Below are 17,927 nucleotides of genomic sequence, written 5' to 3'. Positions count from 1 at the left end.
GATGAACGGAAAGCCGACGCTCGCGGTCGTGGGTGCGACCGGTGCGGTCGGCGCCGTCATGCTCCAGATCCTGTCGCAGCACGCCGACGTCTGGGGCGACATCCGGCTCGTCGCCTCGCCCCGTACGAACGGCCGCAAGCTGTCCGTACGGGGCCGGGAGACCGAGGTCCTCGCGCTCACCGAGCAGGCGCTCGACGGCGTGGACGTCGCGGTGTTCCTCGTACCGGACGACGTGTCCACCCAGTGGGCACCCGTCGCCGTCGCCAAGGGCGCGGTCGTGGTGGACAACTCATCGGCTTTCCGGATGGATCCGGACGTTCCGCTGGTGGTTCCGGAGCTCAACGCCCACGCCGTACGCTCCCGTCCGCGCGGCATCGTGGCGAGCCCCGGCTGCGCCACGCTGTCGATGGTCGTCGCGGTGGGCGCGCTGCACGCCGAGTTCGGGGTGCGCGAACTGGTCGTCTCGTCGTACCTCGCCGTCAGCGCCGCCGGCCAGGACGGCGTCTCCGCGCTGCGCGACCAGCTCTCGCTCGTCGCCGGTACGGATCTCGGTACGCATCCGGGCGACGTACGCCGCGCGGTGGGGGACACCACCGGGCCCTTCCCTGCGCCGCTCGCCCTGAACGTGGTGCCGTGGGCCGGTTCGGTCCAGGGCGGCGGCTGGTCGTCGGAGGAGCTGGCGATCCGCGACGAGACCCGCAAGATCCTGGACCTGCCCGGGCTGCGGATCTCCGCGACCTGCGTCAACGTCCCCGTGATCACCGCCCACTCGGCGGCCGTACACGCGCGTTTCGAGCAGGAGATCACCGTCGACCGGGCGCACGAGATCCTGGCGACCGCGCCGGGTGTGGTGCTGTTCGACAACCCGGGCGCGGGTGATTTCCCCACGCCCGCGGACGTGGTGGGCACGGATCCGACATGGGTGGGGCGCGTACGGCGGTCGCTGGACGACCCCCGGGCCCTCGAACTGTTCGTCTGCGGCGACAACCTCCGTAAGGGCGCGGCGCTCAACGTGGCGCAGATCGCCGAGGCGGTGGCGGTCGAGCTGTCGAAGGGCTGAAGTCCCGCTGAGGCGCGCGCAGTCGGGAGAAAACGAGAAGCCCCGGATCCTTAAGTGTTTGTAGGATCTGTGAACACCCTGTGATCAAGACGATGGTCTGTACCGCTTGAACTGCTGTGTCGTCGTGTCCGACGATGCGTATCAGTCTTTCTGTGAGTTTCCTTCGGGAGTTCCGCAACCGCTCGCTCGCCGGGAGGCGTCTATGCGGTCGCGCCTGTGGGGGTGCGGGGTGCCGCGAGCAAATGGGGCATTGGGGGAGATCAGGTACGCATGACGGTATTTGGTGCAACGTCAAATGGGTGGACCTACGCGTACAACCCTGACGGGGGGGAGCGTGTCCAACAGGCGTGGCAGAGGTTCTCGACATCACAGCGATCGTCCCGGTGCGCGGCGCGGCAGTGCGCCCCGTCCGGCGTCCGCGTGCGCCCGGCGGTATGCCGGTGATCGCCCGCATGCCCGCCGCGCGTTCCACCCGCATTCCGTCCCAGCGCGACGGAAGTGACGACACGGTGGCGGCGGGTACGACCGTCGACCACCTCACGGAGACCTACCGCGCGCACTACCGTTCGCTGCTCGGTCTCGCCGCCCTGCTCCTGGACGACACCGCCTCCTGCGAGGACGTCGTGCAGGAAGCCTTCATCCGGGTGCACTCCGCGCGCAATCGTGTACGGGAGCCGGAGAAGACGTTGGCGTATCTGCGCCAGACGGTCGTGAACCTCTCTCGGTCCGCGCTGCGGCGGCGGATCCTGGGACTCAAGCTCCTCTCCAAGCCGATGCCGGACATGGCGAGCGCGGAGGAGGGGGCGTACGACCAGCTGGAGCGGGACGCGCTGATCAAGGCGATGCGCGGGCTCCAGCGGCGGCAGCGCGAGGTGCTGGTGCTCCGGTACTTCGCGGACATGACGGAGGCGCAGGTCGCCGAGACCCTCGGGATATCGCTGGGTTCGGTGAAGGCGTACGGCTCGCGGGGCATCAAGGCGCTGCGCGTCGTGATGGAGGCACAGGCATGAAAGGGCGCGGCTTCGGCCGTACGAACGGCCGGGGAGACGGAGACGGCCGGGAGAACGCACGGCAGGGGCCGGGCGGGTGGGACCACGACGGGAGCGGCGACGGCGACCGTGACAGGGGCCGTGACGGCGACCGTGATCGGGACCGCGCGAGAGACCGCGGGGAAGCCCGCGAGACGGACCACGCGGAGGATCACGCGGGAAACCACGCGACCGACCACCGGCCGGGCGACGAGCTCGACGCGCCGATGAACGACCTGACCGACCTGACTGGAAACGGAACTGTGAACAAGGTGCCGGAGAACGAGCCGAGTGGCCCGGGCAGGGCCCTCGGCGGCGACAACGGGGCTGGTACGGGCACCGGCGCTGCTACGGGCGCCGGCCTTGCCTCCCTCCTCTCTCCCGCTTCCGACTCCGGGGACGACGAGCTGGCGCTGCGCCGGCTGTTCCACACCGCGGTGGAGGATCTGGAGCCGTCCGACGGCGCGCTCGACCACCTCCGCAGGGCGGTCCCGACCCGGCGCGCCAGGAAGCGCCAGGCGATGGTGGGCGTCGCGGCCGCCGCGTTGCTGTGCGGTACGGCGATCCCGGCGTTCGTCCATGTCGCCAACTCCGGCAGCTCGTCGGACAAAAGCGCCATCAACGCCGGTCACGGTACGGAGGACCGGAGCGGCGGCGAAAGCGAGAAGTCCTCGGGCGGGATCGAGAAGGACACCGACCACCTGCCCGGCAAGGCGTCGGAGGACCCGAACGCGTCCGGCAGCCCCGACGAGCCCCAGGACACGGCATCGGGCTCCGTCAACGGTGGTACGGGGAGTACGGCGCAGCCGGACGACACTCTCGCCGCCTCCTCACCCGTGTGCGACCCCGGCCAGCTCAACGTCGTGACGGCCCAGACGGGGACGCCGACGTCGGACGGCACGGTGTACGGGACCTTCCGCGTCGCCAACGTCTCGGGAAGCGACTGCTCGGTCGCCGGCAAGGGCTCCTTCAACTTCACGGCGGCGGGCGCGGCCGACCCGGGCAGGATCGCGGTCGTCCAGCACACGGCGGGCGACCGGGCGAGCGGCCTGCCGGACCCGTCCCAGGAAGCGTCGGCGCTGGTCCTCGCGCCGAACAGCGCGTACGAGGTGCGGTTCGCCTGGGTGCCGGCCGACACCTGTCCGACGAGCGAGCCCTCCCCGGATCCCTCGCCGACGGACAACGTGTCGTCGGGCGCCGGCGGTGGCAGCGGTGGCAGCGCCTCCAACCCGGGCTCGGGCGCCACGTCCGGTACGGACACCACGAACACCGCCCCGCAGCTGGTCACCGACGGCGGCACGGAGGACGGCAGCGTCACCGTCTCCCACACGGCGGAACCGGGCTCCCCGGTCGCCCAGGCGACGATCCCGAACGCGTGCGCGGGCACGATCTACCGTACGGGCGTACTCCCGCCGTCGTAGGCGGGCGAGGAGCATGGCGAGGGCCGGGTCCGCGGGCCGGGCCTAACCGGCTTCGGGCAACCGCTCAGGCGGCGGTGTCCAGCCCCAGATCCAGCCCGAGCGCCCGGTCCTTCGCGCTCTCCACCTCGCGCCGGAACAACCGGAACCACATGAAGACCACGAACCCCGCGAACACGAACCACTCACCCGTGTACCCGAGGTTCTGGAACGCCTTCAGGTCCAGCCCGGTGTTCTCCGCCGCCGTGGCCGGTACGGGCAGCAGCCCCGGCGACGCCTGGCTGACGGTGACCCAGGCGTCGTACACCTGGTACGGCACGACGTTGATGAGCGACGCCGCGCTGATCATCCCGAGCTGCCCCCGCGGCAGCCCGCCACTCGTATGCACCCCGGTGGAACCGGAGGTCTCCGACGCCTGGAGCGCCCCGGTCACGGTGACCTCACCGGCCGGCGGCGCGGGCACCTTCTCGCCGTCGGCCAGCCAGCCGCGCACCACGGGGAGCGCCTTGCCGCTGTCCGTACGCAGCATGGTCAGGACGTACGAACCGTCCTTCCCGTCCAACTCCCGGTCCGGCACGACGAACTGGTCGGCGTACCGCCCCGTCGCCGTCGTGTGCCGGCCGGAGGTCTCCTGATCGACGGGGAGCAGCGTCGCCAGCGGTGCGGCGTCCTGTTTGGCGGGGTCCGGCCTCTTCTCGGCCGCGTTCTGGGTGGCGACGCGGTCCTCGAAGCGCCCGAGCTGCCAGGTGCCCATGAAGATGCAGACGGGGATCGCCAGGACGACGAACAGATTGATCCCCCACCAGTGGGGAGTCACCAGGAAGCGATACACCCCTCCACGGTACGGAATGCCCCCCACCCCCCAGCCCCCGCCCCCCATCCCCGGGTCCCACTACCTCCCCCCTCGATACCCGCTGCCACCTCCGGCCTCGCTACCCCCCGCTGACTTTCCCCACTACCTCCCGCCTCGCTACCTCCCGCCTCGCTACCTCCCGCCTCGCTACCTCCCGCCTCGCTACCTCCCGGCTCCCGCCCCCACCGCGCAGGCGGCGGCGGGCGGCGGCGGGCGGCGGCAGCGCCGAGAGCCCCCACCACCCGCTAGGCCAGATGCCGCACCGCGAAGTCCAGCTCCATCCGGACCTGCTTGATCCGCTCCTCCACCACCAGCGAGCCGTGACCCGCGTCGTACCGGTACACCTCGTGCGGCGCGCCCCGGGCCGCCAGGCGGTCGACGTAGTTCTCCACCTGCTGGATCGGGCAGCGCGGATCGTTGACACCGGCCGAGATGTAGACCGGCGCCCGTACGGCGTCGACGTACGTGATCGGGGACGACGCCTCGAAGCGCTCCGGCACCTCCTCCGGCGTGCCGCCCAGGAGCGTGCGGTCCATCGCCTTCAGGGCCTCCATCTCGTCGTGGTAGGCCGTCACGTAGTCCGCGACCGGGACCGCCGCCAGCCCCAGCGCCCACGCCTCGGGCTGCGTGCCGAGCCCGAGCAGGGTCAGATAGCCGCCCCACGATCCACCCGAAAGGACCAGCTTCGCCGGGTCCGCGAGACCGGACGTCACCGCCCACTCCCGGACCGCCGCGATGTCCTCCAGCTCGATCAGCCCGACCCGGTGCTTGAGCGCGTCCGTCCAGTCGCGCCCGTACCCCGTCGACCCGCGGTAGTTGACCCGTACCACCGCGAACCCGTGGTCCACCCACGCGGCGGGCCCGGCCGCGAACGCGTCGCTGTCGTGCCACGTCGGCCCGCCGTGGATCTCGAAGACCGTCGGGAACGGCCCCTCGCCCGCCGGCCGCTGCACCAGCGCGTGCACCCGCCCGCCGGGACCCGGCACCCACGCGTCCTCCACCGGCACCGACGCGGGCGCGGCGGCTCCGGGGGGATCGAGCACGACCCCGCCCGCCGTGGACCGTACCTCCGGCGGCAGTTCGGCCGACGACCACAGGTACTCGACGCTCCCGTCCGGCCGGGCCGTCGCCCCCACCACCGTGCCGGGCGGGGTGTCCACCTGGATCAGCGCGCGCCGGACGAAGTCGTACCGCCACAGCTCGTCGCGCGCCTCGAAGCTGTGCGTGACCAGCAGCCCCGACCCGTCCGGATACCACTCGGCGTTGACGTCCCCGGGCAGCTCGATGGCGAGATCGGTCTCCTCGCCGGTCAGCGGGTCCCAGATGATCGGCTCCCAGCGCCCCCGCCGCTGGTGCCCGACGAGCAGCCGGCTGTCCCCGGCCACCGGCGCGAACCCCAGCACCTCGAGACCCAGCTCGCGCGTCCCGCCCGCGGTGTCGTCGAGCTCGGCGACCACCGAACCGTCCAGCCGCAGCACCCGGACCGCCGAGTGCATCGCGTCCCCGTGCTCGGTGTGCTCGATCGCGAGCAGATCGCCGTCGTACGAGAGGTCCCCGACCCCCGCGGACTCCCGGTGACGGTAGATCTCGACGGGCGGCTCCCCGGGCCGTACGACATGGAGGGTCGACCCGTCCTCGTCGGTGGACCGCCCCACGATGGCGGTCCCGTCCCGCCCGAGCGCCAGCCCGCCCGGATAGGAGGGGGCGAGCCCCGGTGTCGCGGGCTCGTCGCCGGCGCCCGCGCCCGCCCCGGTCCCGGAGGGGGAGGTCACGAAGGGCTGGCGCATCCAGACTCCAAATTCGTCCCCGTCCGTGTCGGAGAACCACCAGATCCACTCGCCGTCGGGAGACAGCACCCCGTCCGTGGTCCCGTTCGGCCGGTCCGTCGCCTGCCGCTGCTCGCCCGTCGACCGGTCCCACGCGTACAGCTCGAACGTCCCCGTCGCGTTCGACACGAACAGCGCCCGCTGCGGAGCGTCCTCCGCCCAGTCGGGCAGCGAAACCCGCGGCGCCCGGAAGCGCTTCTCCCAATCCGGCATCGAACCGGTGATCTGAGTCATGACCCCATTCTGCGCCCGAGCCAGGACATTCGGTCGGCGTACCGCCCAGCCTGTGGACAACTGCCTGTGGATAACTTTCCCGCCCAGGTCCGGCCCAGGTCCCGCCCAGGTCCGCCCCAGGTCCGAGATGCGCGGCCCCGCCGCCGGGGGCACTGTGGGGGGCGGACGCGTCACGGAATCGAAGCCGAGGACCAGACGATGGCTGCTTCACCCCAGGCCGGGGCCGAGGGCTCCACGATGTACGACGAGCTGCTCGCCGTACACATGATCATGCGCCGGGGCACCGCTCTCGTCACCGCGTCGTTCGCGCGTCTGACCGCAGGCGAGGCGGTCGACGTCAGGACGCTGGTCAGGACGTCCCGCTGGCTGATCGAGTTCGTGCACCACCACCACGCGAGCGAGGACGAACTCCTCTGGCCGGTCCTCCGCGGCCTCTTCCCGTCCTCGACCGCCGTACTGGACAGCCTGACCGCCGAACACGAAGCCCTGGACACGGAGCTGCACACCCTCGCCAGGGCGGTGGACGGCATCGCCGACCCGGACGTCACGGGGGAGCGCGCGAAGACCCTGGCGGTCGTCGGCCGGGCGGCCCTCGCCGGCCTGCCGTCGGCGCAGAAGGTGCAGGACCTCCTCGCGACCCACCTGGACCGGGAGGAACCGGTCCTGCGCGAGCTGTTCCCCCAGGTCCCGGACGCGGACATCGTCCGCGTCCGCAAGGCGATCGTCCACGGCGCGCCGCGCCACAGCCCGTACCTGGTGTTCGGCCTGATGGAGGACCCGGTACGGGTGCCGGGCTACGAGGCGATGGCGGCCAACTTCCCGGCCCCCCTGCGCCGCCTGCGCCCCCTGCTCCTGACCCGCTACCGCACCACGAAGAAGTCCCTGGGCGCGACGCGCTGACGGCTTCAGTAGGGGACGCGGGGCCGGGTACGGGACGGGGGGCCGGGGCCCGGTGCGGGCTCGTACCACCGCCCTCGCGCCGGACGTGCCCCGCGTGCGCCGCCGCCGATGCGCCGTGCGCCCTCTCCCGCGAGGGGCGCGGGGCTATTGAATGCCGGGGAGCGCGGACGGTCACCCACACCCACGCACGACACGAGCGGGAGTGCGTATGGCGAGGCGGAAAACCCCCACCGGCGAGAGCGACACCACGGAGTCCGAGGAACTGCTCTTCGGCGGAGCACTGCGGTACGACATGGGCTGGAACAAGCACGAGGACGCCTTCCTCCAGCTGAACCTGCGGTCCATGGTCACGCGTCTGCCACGACTGCTGCGTACGACAGGGCAGTTGGCGTGGGAGGCGGACAGAAGCGCCCTGCGGCTGGTCGCGTTCGCCGAGGCCGGGAGGGGGATCAGCCAGGCGGTCGGCCTGATCGCCGTCAACCGCGTCCTCGCCCACCTCCTGGGAGGAGGCACCACCGCCGAGCGACTCACCGACGCCGGTGGCGCGTTGGCACTTGCGGGGAGTACGGCGCTGGTGGGCGCGGTGTTACGGGCCCTGGCCACGGCGGGTACGGGCCAGCTGGAGCCCAAGGTCGAACGGGTCGCCACCGAGCGGTACTTGTCGCACACGGCCAGGGTGGAGCTGGAGGCGGTCGAGGACGACGAGTTCCACAAGCTCCTCGACAGCGCCCAGTACGGGGCGAGTTCGGCGCGGCGCATGGTGCAGTACTGCCAGAACGTCCTCAACGCCCTCATGTCCCTCATCGCGGCCGCCGGCGTCCTGGCCGTACTGCACCCGGTGCTGCTGCCGCTGCTCGTCGCGATGACACTGCCCAGCGCGTGGGCGGCCCTGACGGTGGCCAGGCGCCGTTACGTCTCCTTCCAGGTCTGGGTGCAGCACTCCCGGGCCGGCCACCTCATCAGCCAGATGCTGATCTCCACGGACGCGGCGCCCGAGATCCGCGTGCACGACGTCGGTCCTTTCCTCCTGCACCACTTCCGGGCGATGGCGCAGTCGCAGGAGGCGGAACAGCGCCGACTGGCCAGGCTCGCCGCCCGTACGGGACTGATCGCGGCGGGCTGGACGGGGCTCGCCGCGGTCGCCGCGTACGCGACGCTCGGCGGGCTGCTGTGGACGGGGTCGATGGCCCTGGCGGTGGGCGGTACGGCGGTGTTGGCGATCCGGAGCGGGTCGGCGAGCCTGGAGAACCTCGTCCTCCAGGTCAACTACCTGCACGAGGAAAGCCTGTTCGTGGGAGACCTGCACCGGCTCTGTGAGGAGGCGGTCACGCGGTCCATCCCGACGGGAGGCATCCCGCTGCCCCCCAACCCCTCCGAGATCACCTTCGAGAACGTGGAGTTCACCTACCGGGGCAAGGACAACAAGCGGGCGCTGGACGGCGTCAGCCTCACCATCCCGACGGGGAAGATCGTCGCGCTGGTGGGCGAGAACGGCAGCGGCAAGAGCACCCTGATCAAGCTGCTCTGCGGCCTCTACCAGCCGGACTCGGGCCGCATCCTCTGGGACGGCGTGGACGCGTCGAAGGCCGACCGCCAGGAGCTCGTCTCGCGGGTCGCGGTCGTGGGACAGGACTTCTACCGCTGGCCGTTCACGGCGGCGGTGAACATCAGCATCGGCAGAGCCGACGCACCCCTCACCGACGAACGCCTCGACGAGGCGGCGCGCTACGCGGGCGCGGCATCCCTGATCGCGGAACTCCCGCGCGGCTGGCGGACGTTGCTGGCCCGCGGCTACAAGGGAGGCCACCAACTCTCGGGCGGCGAATGGCAACGCCTGGGCCTGGCCCGCGCCCACTACCGCGCCGGCCAGATCCTCATCGTCGACGAACCGACCTCGGCCCTCGACGCCAGGGCGGAACAACGCCTCTTCGAACAGATCCGCACCCTCGCCGACGCGGGCCAGACGGTCATCCTCATCACCCACCGCCTGGGCTCGGTCCGCGCGGCAGACCTGATCCACGTCCTGGACCAGGGCCGCGTAGCAGAAAGCGGCACATTCCCCGCCCTGATCGCCAACGACAACAAGGGCCCCAAACTCTTCCGCTCCCTCTACGAACTCCAAGCAGCCCAGTACGCCACAACCCCCATTGCGCCCATCTCCGTGGTCAGTCAAGCAGCAGATCGTGACAACCAGGCCCGAGATTGTGATGACGCTAAGTCTTCCCTGACTGACACAATGTAGTTATGGTCTGCCCTCTGACTCGATCTGTAGGGGGAGAGAGATGTCGGGGGGAATGTACGGCTGGCTGGTCGCGGCCGTGGCCGAATTCGGGCGCACGTCCAAACTCAAGTTGTCCGGAGGTGGCAGCGCGGAGGCGGCCATTCGTGGCCCACTCGAGGTTCTGCTCCAGACGGTGGGTGAGCACCACAAGCAGCCCGAAGTCATGTGGCATGACGAATTTCGCCTTGCCGACCTCGGGGTGCGGCCCGACTACGCGATTCGTGCTCACGGCGAGTTGACCGGCTACATCGAGCTTAAGAAGCCCGGGCTGTCCGTCGATCCGGACACCTTTGCCAAGTCCAACCGGGAGCAGTGGGAGAAGCTGCGGAACCTGCCCAACCTGCTCTACTCCAACGGGACGGAGTGGAGGTTGTTCCGGGACGGTCGGCAGCTGGGGGAGACCGTTTGGTTCACCGGCTCACTGAAGAGCGCGGGAGACAAGCTTGTTCCGGCAGATCCAGCGGCCTTTGACGCCTTACTGAAGACCTTCCTCCTATGGAAGCCAACCCCCATCTCTCAAGTTGCTCGTCTCGTCCAACACGTCGCGCCCCTGTGCCGCCTTCTGCGGTCCGCGGTCCTCGAACAGTTGGCCGCGGAAGCCAAGTCCTCCAGTCTTGACGACGATGTACGCGCCAGACCGTTCACGGGTCTGAAGAACGACTGGCGCAAGTTGCTGTTCCCCTCCGTCGACGACGCCACGTTCGCCGACGGATACGCGCAGGCCGTCACTTTCGCTCTCCTGCTGGCCCGCTCCGAGGACCTCCTGGACGAGAAAGAGAGTCTCCACAACGTCGGCCGCCTCCTGGACGCGGATCACGCGCTGATGGGCCGAGCACTTCAGTTGCTCACGGACAACGTCAACGAGCGCTTCAGCGTCACCCTCGAACTGCTCCAGCGGACCATCGCGCAGGTGGACTGGTCGGCGATTCGGGCCGGCAATCGTGATGCGTACCTCCACCTGTACGAGCACTTCCTGACCGTGTACGACTCCGCACTGAGACAGCGGAGCGGTTCCTACTACACCCCGCACGAGGTGGTGGAGGACATGGTCCGCCTCACCGAGGATGTGCTGCGTACGCGACTGAGCCAGCCCGACGGCTTCGGTGGGGACGAGGTACGAATCGTGGATCCCGCCATGGGGACGGGGACCTACCTTCACACGATCATCGAACGGGTGGCAGAGCAGGCCGCCGACCGCTACGGCCCCGCCATGGCACGCGACGCCATCTCCCGTCTCGCGTCGCGCCTCACCGGCTTCGAAGTGCAGATGGCTCCCTTCGCTGTTGCGGAATTACGCACCTCGGATCTCCTCAAACGTTACGACTCGCCGCTGCCCGAAGGCGGCCTCAACCTCTTCGTCACCGACACCCTCGACAATCCCTTCGCCGAGGACGACTACCTTCCCTCCACTTACGGTCCCCTGACCGACTCCCGCAGACGCGCCAATGACCTGAAGGCGAACACCCCTATCACCGTGGTCATCGCCAATCCTCCCTACGACGACAAGGCGGAGAACCGCGGTGGGTGGGTGGAGAAGGGCAGCGGAGGGCACGATGTGCCCCCGCTCAACGACTTTCGGCATCCGGGCAACGGGCGCTATGAGCACATGCTCAAGAACATGTACGTGTACTTCTGGCGCTGGGCCACCTGGAAGGTCTTTGACGCACACGACGACAACCGCCACGGACTGGTCTCCTTCATCACCCCCTCCGGATGGGCGACCGGGCCGGGTGGCCGTGGCATGCGCGACTACCTGCGGCGTACCTGCGACGAGGGCTGGGTCATCAACCTCTCTCCCGAAGGCCATCGGGCAGAGGTTTCCACGCGTATCTTCCCCGGTGTCGCCCAGCCGCTCGCCATTTGCATATTCGTCCGCACAGCAGGGGTTGTGCGTGGTGAGGACCACCGGGCGCGGATCCACTACCGCTCGCTCGCCGGCAGGCGTGCCGAGAAGTTTCGACAACTGCGTGAGGTCGGTCTGGACGATGGTGGTTGGCGGGAGACTCATCCTCAGGCAGCGCGTCCCTTCACGCCCCTGACGCAGTCGGGCTGGGAGGACTTCCCGGCGCTGGACGATCTTTTTCCCTGGGGCAGCCTCGGTACGACGTCGAACCGCTCCTGGGTCAGTGCTCCCTCCCCCGAGACGCTGCGCCGACGCTGGACCACGCTCGTACGCGAAACTGATGCCACAGAGAAGGGCAAGCTGTTCAAGGAGACACCTGACCGCTCGCTGGACAGCAAGAAGGGGCCGCTGCCGGGCCAGGCGGCGTGTCCTCGCGCGATCGGTGACGAGACCTCCGTCCACCCCAGGCTCATTCGCACGGCGTTGCGTAGCTTCGACCGGCAATGGCTGATCGCGGACAGTCGTGTGCTCGACCGCGCGCGTCCTGATCTGTGGGCATCAATGCAGCACGGGCAGCTCTTTCTGAACCAGCAGTCGTCACACGAGATCGATTCCGGGCCGGCGGTGGTGGCAACCCATCTCATCCCGGACACGCACCACTTCAACGGCCGCGGAGGAAGGATCATGCCGCTCCTGCATCCCGACGGTTCTCCGAACACCCGGGCCGGTCTGTTGCCCCACCTGGCACGGGTGCTCGGCAGGGAACGAGTAACCGCGGCGGAGTTGGCCGCGTACACAGTCGCTGTAGCGGGTCACAGCGCGTTCACCGAACGATTCGCCGAGGACCTGCTCACCCCTGGAGTGCGTCTCCCCCTGACCCGCGTCAGGGCTTTGTGGGACCGCGCGGTCACCCTAGGAAGCGAGCTTCTGTGGGCCTCCACCTATGGCGAGCGGTTCGCTGACCCGGACGCCGGACGACCCGGCGGCCGCGTCGAGTTTCCGGCGGGTGATGTGCGACAGGTGCGCTACCTCTCCGGCATCGGCAAAGGAGTCCCGGATCGGATGCGTTACGACTTCGGCGCGCAGACACTTCATGTCGGCCAGGGGGTGCTTGCCCCGGTGACGGCGGCTGTATGGGAGTACGCGGTCGGCGGTATGCCCGTCGTGAACAAGTGGTTCGGCTATCGGAAAGCGAGCCCCAGCAGCAAGAAGACAAGCCCGCTGGACGACATCCACGTCGAACACTGGCCGCAGGAATGGACCCGAGAGCTCATAGAACTGCTCTCTGTGCTGCGCCGCCTCACAGACCTGGCTCCCACCCAGAACGACCTGCTGACCGAGATACTCGCCGAAGCGGTCGTCACGCAGGCGGACTTGGCGGTCGCTCCCGGACTTCTTCCTGTCACAGCCGTAAGCCGAAAGGCGCGACACCCCGTCGCCGACGGACTCTTCACCCACACCGACGTCATCTGACCAGGAACTACTCAAACGGATTCACGCAGATTGGCCAGCGCTTCGGTGAAGGAGAGAGAACCCTGAGCCAGCCGGCGAACGCTGCGGGCCAACTGGGGAGCCTGCGTCTCATAGGCCGATGCCAGCTGGGCAACTTCGCCCAGCCGCCTCTCCGAGGACTCGTAGAGGGACCGAAAGTGGACCGCTGCTCCGAGGTCGGTGACCACGAGTGACCCACGATCGCGGATGACGAAGTTCAACCAGATCAGGGACGGAAGGTCCTCGCCGACCTGATCGGGATCGAAGCCGTGTGCCACCACCGCGGCGGCGACACTGTCGCTGCCGTCAGGGTCAGGCAGGGGGCCGGACACCAGGTGCGCAAGCAACTGCCACTGTGAGCCAGTGAGGTCTACGTGGGGCAGGGGACCCGTGGGGTGCATGCAGTCATGCGTAGCACACAGCACTGACAGTCCCGCCCCAACAGCCGCTGTTGCGCACGCCCCCCACCTCACGCGGTCCTCTGGCATCTCCCGTGCGTTCATCGGATATGGAGCAATACCCAAATAGAGTGCTCCAGTCGAACCGGCCTGTTTCCCCGGGCGCGCACCTAGAGAATCCCAAACGGTGTGCTCCGAACGCTGGTTGGCGTAGGGTCGCTACGGTTCCTGTCAGCCGGCCAAGCGAAGTCGGCTCCAACAGGCCTCAGTCGGGTCTGTTGGTGGTCCTGCGACGGGCATCGAGAACGGGGATTCTGACATGGGATACAAGTTGCTGCTCATGACGCTTGCAGTGCAGTCCGCGGTGATCACCGCACTGCTGGGCGGGATGGTGTCGAGGATCGGCGGGGCGGCCATGACGGGCGCGATTCGGGCGGGTGCGGCAACCTTCGCGGCCACGCTGACTCTTGGTGTGATGATCATGTCCACAATTGGACTGATGTAGTGGTGAGTGAACGCCGGGGCAAGAGCGGACCAGGACCGAGGGGAGGGACAGAGATGGCAGCAGAGGGCGATACGCGGCTCGAAGTGCGGCGGCTGACGCGTGGTCTGGCCGATCGTCTGAACGCGCAGGACGCGTGCAGGACCGTTATTGGTCTGATCTATCTGCGCACCCGGGCGAGGGAGCAGTTCAAGGACGTCTCGCGCGGGGGCGGCGGACCCTCCTGGCCCTGGCTTGTCACGCAGACGCGAAAGCCTCAGCCTCTCGGTCCCCGCATACAGGAGTGTCTGTCCGCATGGCTGCCGGCGGGGCTCGGTGCGGATGGCGTCGACTTGCGCCGGGACTTCGTGCCGTCTCTCCCGCCCACGGTCGACAGGGATCTGAGGGACTTGATCGGGGCCGTCGACCGCGTGGAACGCGTAGGCGACCTGCTCGAACAGTGCCTGGAGGATCTGTCGGCGGCTCAGGCCAAGGGCGGTCACTACTTCACTCCCCGCGACATCGTGCGTCTGATGGTCGAGGCGGTAGCTCCGCACGATGGGCAAAGGGTGCTTGATCCGGTATGTGGGTCCGCCGGGTTGCTGGTCGAAGTCGAAAGGCAGGTGCGTGAGCAGACGGGACTACGTACGAACCTGGCCTTGACGGGCCGTGATCTGCACGCGAGCACGCTCCAGATCGCGCGGTTGAACCTCGCGGCTCGGGGCGTCGAGGCGGATCTAGGGCTGCCCGTCGACAGTCTCGCGCAACCCGCCGAAGCCCAGTACGACATCGTGCTGGCCAATCCACCGTTCAACGCGGGTCCTTGGTTGCCCCGTGACCCGGTCCGGAACGATCCGCGCTGGCCGGAGGACGCGCCGCCGCCGCGAGACAACGCCAACTTCGCGTGGATTCTGCACTTTGCGCACGCTCTTGCCCCCCAGGGCAGGGCCGCGTTTTTGATGGCTGACGGCGCGGCTACCGGGTTGCGGCCTGCCGAGCGGAAGATCCGTAAACTGCTCGTACGCGATGATCTCGTCGAGAGTGTGGTGGCGCTCCCTCCTGGAATCTTTCCCCACACACGCAACTCCGGTTGCCTGTGGCTGCTCAATCGTGACAAGAGCCCGCACCGGGGCTGGGGGAGCGAAGACCGACGGGGCCAGTTCTTGTTCATTGATGCCCGGAAGGCCAAAGAGTTGGTGCAGGGCAGCCGCCAGTGGCGACTGGCTCCTGAGAGCGCACGGAAGATCCTTGACACCTTGGCCGCGTGGCGGGGGCCGTTGCTGTCGGACGGCGCGGCGCGGCCCGGTTACAAGGACGAGCCGGGCTGGTGTGTCTCCAGGACGGGCAAGGAGGTTGCCGTACGTGAGTATGACCTGCTCCCGCCTTTGCACACCTCCGAGCTGGACAGCGGTGATCCCGTGGGGCTTTACCACGTAGAGGCACTCAGAGAGGGGCTCTACGAGAAGTTCGACCAGGCTCGCGCACTGGAGCGCGACCTCCGGCGTGTTCTGGATGAGCTGTGAATCCTGACTCCGTGCTCCAGGCCGACGGGTGGCTGAGCAGGCCGCTAGCCGACGCGGCCAAGGACCTGTACATCACATACGGCATCAGTGAGCGTGACGTGCCGGACCACCAGGGAGTCGTCCGGACGGGCGACATCCGGCACGGTCGTATCACCACCCAGCAACCCGGTCGAACGGGTACGGCCGAATCGAGAAAGACCCGGGCATTGCTTCGGCGAGACGACTTGGTCGTCGTGCTCGTCCGGCGGGCAGGTGACGCGGCGCTGGTCACCGAGGAGCATGAGGGATGGGTCGCGACCCGGAGTGTCGGCATCATCAGGTCCCCACACCCCTCCGTGACGCGGTGGCTGAGAATCTGGTTGCGGACGCCCCGAGCCAGGGCATGGATCGACCGTCACGTCAGCGCACACGTCGAACCCACCTTGAGTCTGGACGCGTTGAGGAAGATGCCCGTTCTGTTTCCCCCACGGGACCAGAGCGAACGGATCGACGAACTGGTCACCCTTATCGAGGCCAGGACCAATCTCAATTTGAGCATCGCCGCTGACGCGATGGAACTCGCGGACGCCTATCACGGGGTCTGGACACGACATCGTCGGTCCTGGCCCGTCACCGAATTCGGCAAGGTCGCCCGCGCGCGGACCGGAAGAGCGGCTCCGCCCTCCGTTGGTGACGACGGCGTCCACACCACCTGGGTCGCACCCGCCGACATCCTCAACGCCTCTCTGCCGTACATCGGGGCCACCGGTCAGCAAGGTCCCGCCGAACCCGGTGTTGTGTGCGACCCGGGCACGATTCTGATCGCCACTCGGGCAGCGGGCGGGCGGGCCGTCGTCACGTCGCTGCCCGCCGCGGCTGGGCGAAGTGTGCTCGCGGTACACCCCGTCGACCCCGTGGACCGATGGTGGCTCCTGCACGAACTGCGCTCCCGCGGCTCGGAGCTCGCCGAAGCGGCTCAGGGCCGGCATGCGCGCGAAATCACGCAGCGTGCCTTCGGCCGGCTCCCTGTCTCCTGGCCGGAACTGGACGTAAGAGGGCAATTCCACCGTGTTGCCGAACCACTGCACCAGGTGGTCCAGCAGGTGCTCGACGAGAACAAGTCCTTGGAAGTACTTCTGGATACGTTGCTGCGCGAGATTTCCTCAGGAGCGATTGGCCGGCCGCTCGTCGGCCACGGGGGAGGGGGAGACGCGTGGCAGCGATGAGTGCGTGACGTCTCCTCGGTCGCGTCGCCGTCAGGACGATTCCTCAAGCCAGGTCCTCCACCAGCAGGTCGAGCATGGCCTCCTCGTGGAGCGCGATCCCGAGCGCGGTCATGGCAGGCGCGAGGCCCGGGTCCCAGTCCGCCTCGACCGGACTTCCCTCGAGAGGCAGTTGAGGGATCCCCTCCGCCTGGCCGACTGCGGCGAGGCGTTCGTAGTCCTCCGCGTCCATGCGCCACGGCAGGGCTTCGTAGCGGCGGATGATCCGGTTGGCCAGTCCGATGCCCGGCCAGTCGAAGTCGCCGTGATAAGTGAAGCGGCAGCCCCTGGCGGCGAGGGTATCGAGGAGTGTGAGGACCACCGTGGCGGCGCTGCCGGAGGTGCAGACCAGGGGCTTGGCGCAGGCCGCGTCGGCCGCGGCTTCCACCACGCGCGGGTTCTCGCAGATGTGGACGACGGTTCCGGCGGGCAGCTGGAGCCGCATCGCAAGCAGATCGCGCGGTGTCAGGTGGGTCTCTGCGTGGTGGGCGGCTCGCTCGCGCAGTGATCTCGCACGCCAGCTTTCGCCGAGGGGGCGCAGGCCGTAGGTCAGCACCGTACTGGACACCTCGTCCGGTGTGACGGAGACCAGCCGCCACAACGCGCGCCGGCCGGCCGCGTCGCTGGGAAGGCGAGTGCCGTGGGCCAGGGCGACACCGCGTTGGACGAGGCGGGCCAGCCAGGTGCCGTCGTCCAGGCCGTGCGCCGAACCGGTCGCTGTCGCGGCGAGCTCACCTCGCCCCCGTGTACCGGTGCGGTTCGAATCGAGCAGCACGGTGAGGACCTGGACCGCCTGCTGAAACGTCCGCGCGGTCGCTTCGGGTGTCACCCCTCGCGGAACGCCGGTGCGGCGCAGCACGTCGGACCACTGCCGCGTCCACTCCTGCCCGGCGAGCGGCGAGGCGTCGAGAGACGCGGTGAGCGACGACCACACGTGTCGGCGCTGTGCCGCGCCGTCCTCGCGAGCCGCGCGGCGGTCGATGAGCGGAGGACCGAGTTCCGCGAGGACTTCCCTGAGTCCGAGCCCTGCGGCCGAGGCGCGCAGGCGTGCGTCGAGCGCGTCGAGCCGTACGGTCACGGTCATACCCGTGAGGGGTTTTTCCAGCAGGAGTGACAGGTCGTTCCGTTCCTGGGGGCTCACCGCGGTCAGCCGGAGGGACCCGGTGGTCTGTACGCCGTTGCCTTCCAGACGTTTGCGTACGGCGCCCCAGAGCCGGGCAAGACCGGGGCCTGCCAGCCAGTCGCGAGTGGCGGGCGGGAGTCCGCTCATACTGACGCCAGACGCCGGTGCCGACCGTTCCACGTGTAGTGCAACGTGGCCACCCCGCGCACATGGGGGTCGCGGAGGCA

13 protein-coding genes are annotated in these 17,927 nt (G+C 69.0%); 9 read left to right on the top strand and 4 right to left on the bottom strand.

Annotated elements, in window-relative coordinates; genetic code table 11:
* Nucleotide 1 precedes the first annotated feature (1 nt).
* The 3 genes from ACIODU_RS00990 to ACIODU_RS00980 all read left to right on the top strand — a co-directional run bounded on the left by ACIODU_RS00990 (nt 2) and on the right by ACIODU_RS00980 (nt 3,509).
* A complete protein-coding gene (locus tag ACIODU_RS00990; protein WP_401762419.1) occupies nt 2-1,060 on the top strand; it encodes an aspartate-semialdehyde dehydrogenase in 1,059 nt (352 codons plus the stop codon).
* Nucleotides 1,061-1,494: 434 nt separating this feature from the next.
* Nucleotides 1,495-2,070, top strand: a complete 576-nt coding sequence (locus tag ACIODU_RS00985) for a SigE family RNA polymerase sigma factor (protein WP_327238597.1) — start codon at nt 1,495-1,497, stop codon at nt 2,068-2,070.
* A complete protein-coding gene (locus ACIODU_RS00980; RefSeq protein WP_401762417.1) occupies nt 2,067-3,509 on the top strand; it encodes a hypothetical protein in 1,443 nt (480 codons plus the stop codon). Before ACIODU_RS00985 ends, ACIODU_RS00980 begins: the two co-directional genes overlap by 4 nt.
* Before the next feature lie 64 nt (nt 3,510-3,573).
* Here ACIODU_RS00980 and ACIODU_RS00975 read toward each other — a convergent pair whose 3' ends face one another.
* Both ACIODU_RS00975 and ACIODU_RS00970 read right to left on the bottom strand, forming a co-directional pair.
* Nucleotides 3,574-4,338, bottom strand: coding sequence for an SURF1 family protein (locus tag ACIODU_RS00975; protein WP_401762415.1), 765 nt, complete (start codon nt 4,336-4,338; stop codon nt 3,574-3,576).
* Nucleotides 4,339-4,604: 266 nt separating this feature from the next.
* The gene (locus ACIODU_RS00970) at nt 4,605-6,419 is read right to left on the bottom strand and encodes a S9 family peptidase (protein WP_401762414.1); all 1,815 of its coding nucleotides are present in this window, start codon (nt 6,417-6,419) and stop codon (nt 4,605-4,607) included.
* Between the two features lie 198 nt (nt 6,420-6,617).
* Between ACIODU_RS00970 and ACIODU_RS00965 the strand changes: the two genes are divergently transcribed.
* The 3 genes from ACIODU_RS00965 to ACIODU_RS00955 all read left to right on the top strand — a co-directional run bounded on the left by ACIODU_RS00965 (nt 6,618) and on the right by ACIODU_RS00955 (nt 12,916).
* Nucleotides 6,618-7,319 carry a hemerythrin domain-containing protein gene (locus ACIODU_RS00965; protein WP_401762411.1) on the top strand — a complete coding sequence of 234 codons (702 nt, stop codon included), beginning with the start codon at nt 6,618-6,620 and terminating at the stop codon, nt 7,317-7,319.
* 208 nt (nt 7,320-7,527) lie between these two features.
* A complete protein-coding gene (locus tag ACIODU_RS00960; protein WP_401762408.1) occupies nt 7,528-9,561 on the top strand; it encodes an ABC transporter ATP-binding protein in 2,034 nt (677 codons plus the stop codon).
* Nucleotides 9,562-9,613: 52 nt separating this feature from the next.
* Nucleotides 9,614-12,916 (top strand): type ISP restriction/modification enzyme, encoded by a 3,303-nt coding sequence (locus ACIODU_RS00955; RefSeq protein ID WP_401762405.1) that lies wholly within the window; start codon nt 9,614-9,616, stop codon nt 12,914-12,916.
* Nucleotides 12,917-12,927: 11 nt separating this feature from the next.
* Here ACIODU_RS00955 and ACIODU_RS00950 read toward each other — a convergent pair whose 3' ends face one another.
* The gene (locus tag ACIODU_RS00950; protein ID WP_401762403.1) at nt 12,928-13,281 is read right to left on the bottom strand and encodes a hypothetical protein; all 354 of its coding nucleotides are present in this window, start codon (nt 13,279-13,281) and stop codon (nt 12,928-12,930) included.
* 370 nt (nt 13,282-13,651) lie between these two features.
* Between ACIODU_RS00950 and ACIODU_RS00945 the strand changes: the two genes are divergently transcribed.
* From ACIODU_RS00945 to ACIODU_RS00935, 3 genes are read left to right on the top strand one after another with little or no spacing between them, the layout of a single operon-like run.
* Nucleotides 13,652-13,837: a hypothetical protein gene (locus tag ACIODU_RS00945; RefSeq protein ID WP_401762400.1), complete on the top strand. Its 186-nt coding sequence runs from the start codon at nt 13,652-13,654 to the stop codon at nt 13,835-13,837.
* Nucleotides 13,838-13,890: 53 nt separating this feature from the next.
* On the top strand, nt 13,891-15,336 hold the full coding sequence (locus ACIODU_RS00940) for an N-6 DNA methylase (RefSeq protein WP_401762397.1): 1,446 nt from the start codon (nt 13,891-13,893) through the stop codon (nt 15,334-15,336).
* An 11-nt stretch (nt 15,337-15,347) separates the two neighbouring features.
* Nucleotides 15,348-16,541 carry a hypothetical protein gene (locus ACIODU_RS00935; RefSeq protein WP_401762395.1) on the top strand — a complete coding sequence of 398 codons (1,194 nt, stop codon included), beginning with the start codon at nt 15,348-15,350 and terminating at the stop codon, nt 16,539-16,541.
* A gap of 43 nt (nt 16,542-16,584) precedes the next feature.
* On the opposite strand, the gene ACIODU_RS00930 is transcribed toward ACIODU_RS00935, so the two are convergent.
* Nucleotides 16,585-17,847 (bottom strand): TIGR02679 family protein, encoded by a 1,263-nt coding sequence (locus ACIODU_RS00930; protein ID WP_401762392.1) that lies wholly within the window; start codon nt 17,845-17,847, stop codon nt 16,585-16,587.
* Between the last annotated feature and the right edge of the window lie 80 nt (nt 17,848-17,927).

The organism is Streptomyces sp. NPDC088261, from assembly GCF_044740805.1.
GTDB lineage: Bacteria > Actinomycetota > Actinomycetes > Streptomycetales > Streptomycetaceae > Streptomyces.
The sequence above is the reverse complement of the archived record's forward strand: the minus strand, read 5'-3'. Positions and strand labels throughout refer to the sequence as shown.

Bases quoted from the DNA above. Each gene is read 5' to 3' on its own strand.
- ACIODU_RS00990 (WP_401762419.1), top strand. From the start codon at position 2: ATGAACGGAAAGCCGACGCTCGCGGTCGTGGGTGCGACCGGTGCGGTC.
- ACIODU_RS00985 (WP_327238597.1), top strand. From the start codon at position 1,495: ATGCCGGTGATCGCCCGCATGCCCGCCGCGCGTTCCACCCGCATTCCG.
- ACIODU_RS00980 (WP_401762417.1), top strand. From the start codon at position 2,067: ATGAAAGGGCGCGGCTTCGGCCGTACGAACGGCCGGGGAGACGGAGAC.
- ACIODU_RS00970 (WP_401762414.1), bottom strand. From the start codon at position 6,419: ATGACTCAGATCACCGGTTCGATGCCGGATTGGGAGAAGCGCTTCCGG.
- ACIODU_RS00965 (WP_401762411.1), top strand. From the start codon at position 6,618: ATGGCTGCTTCACCCCAGGCCGGGGCCGAGGGCTCCACGATGTACGAC.
- ACIODU_RS00960 (WP_401762408.1), top strand. From the start codon at position 7,528: ATGGCGAGGCGGAAAACCCCCACCGGCGAGAGCGACACCACGGAGTCC.
- ACIODU_RS00955 (WP_401762405.1), top strand. From the start codon at position 9,614: ATGTACGGCTGGCTGGTCGCGGCCGTGGCCGAATTCGGGCGCACGTCC.
- ACIODU_RS00945 (WP_401762400.1), top strand. From the start codon at position 13,652: ATGGGATACAAGTTGCTGCTCATGACGCTTGCAGTGCAGTCCGCGGTG.
- ACIODU_RS00940 (WP_401762397.1), top strand. From the start codon at position 13,891: ATGGCAGCAGAGGGCGATACGCGGCTCGAAGTGCGGCGGCTGACGCGT.
- ACIODU_RS00930 (WP_401762392.1), bottom strand. From the start codon at position 17,847: ATGAGCGGACTCCCGCCCGCCACTCGCGACTGGCTGGCAGGCCCCGGT.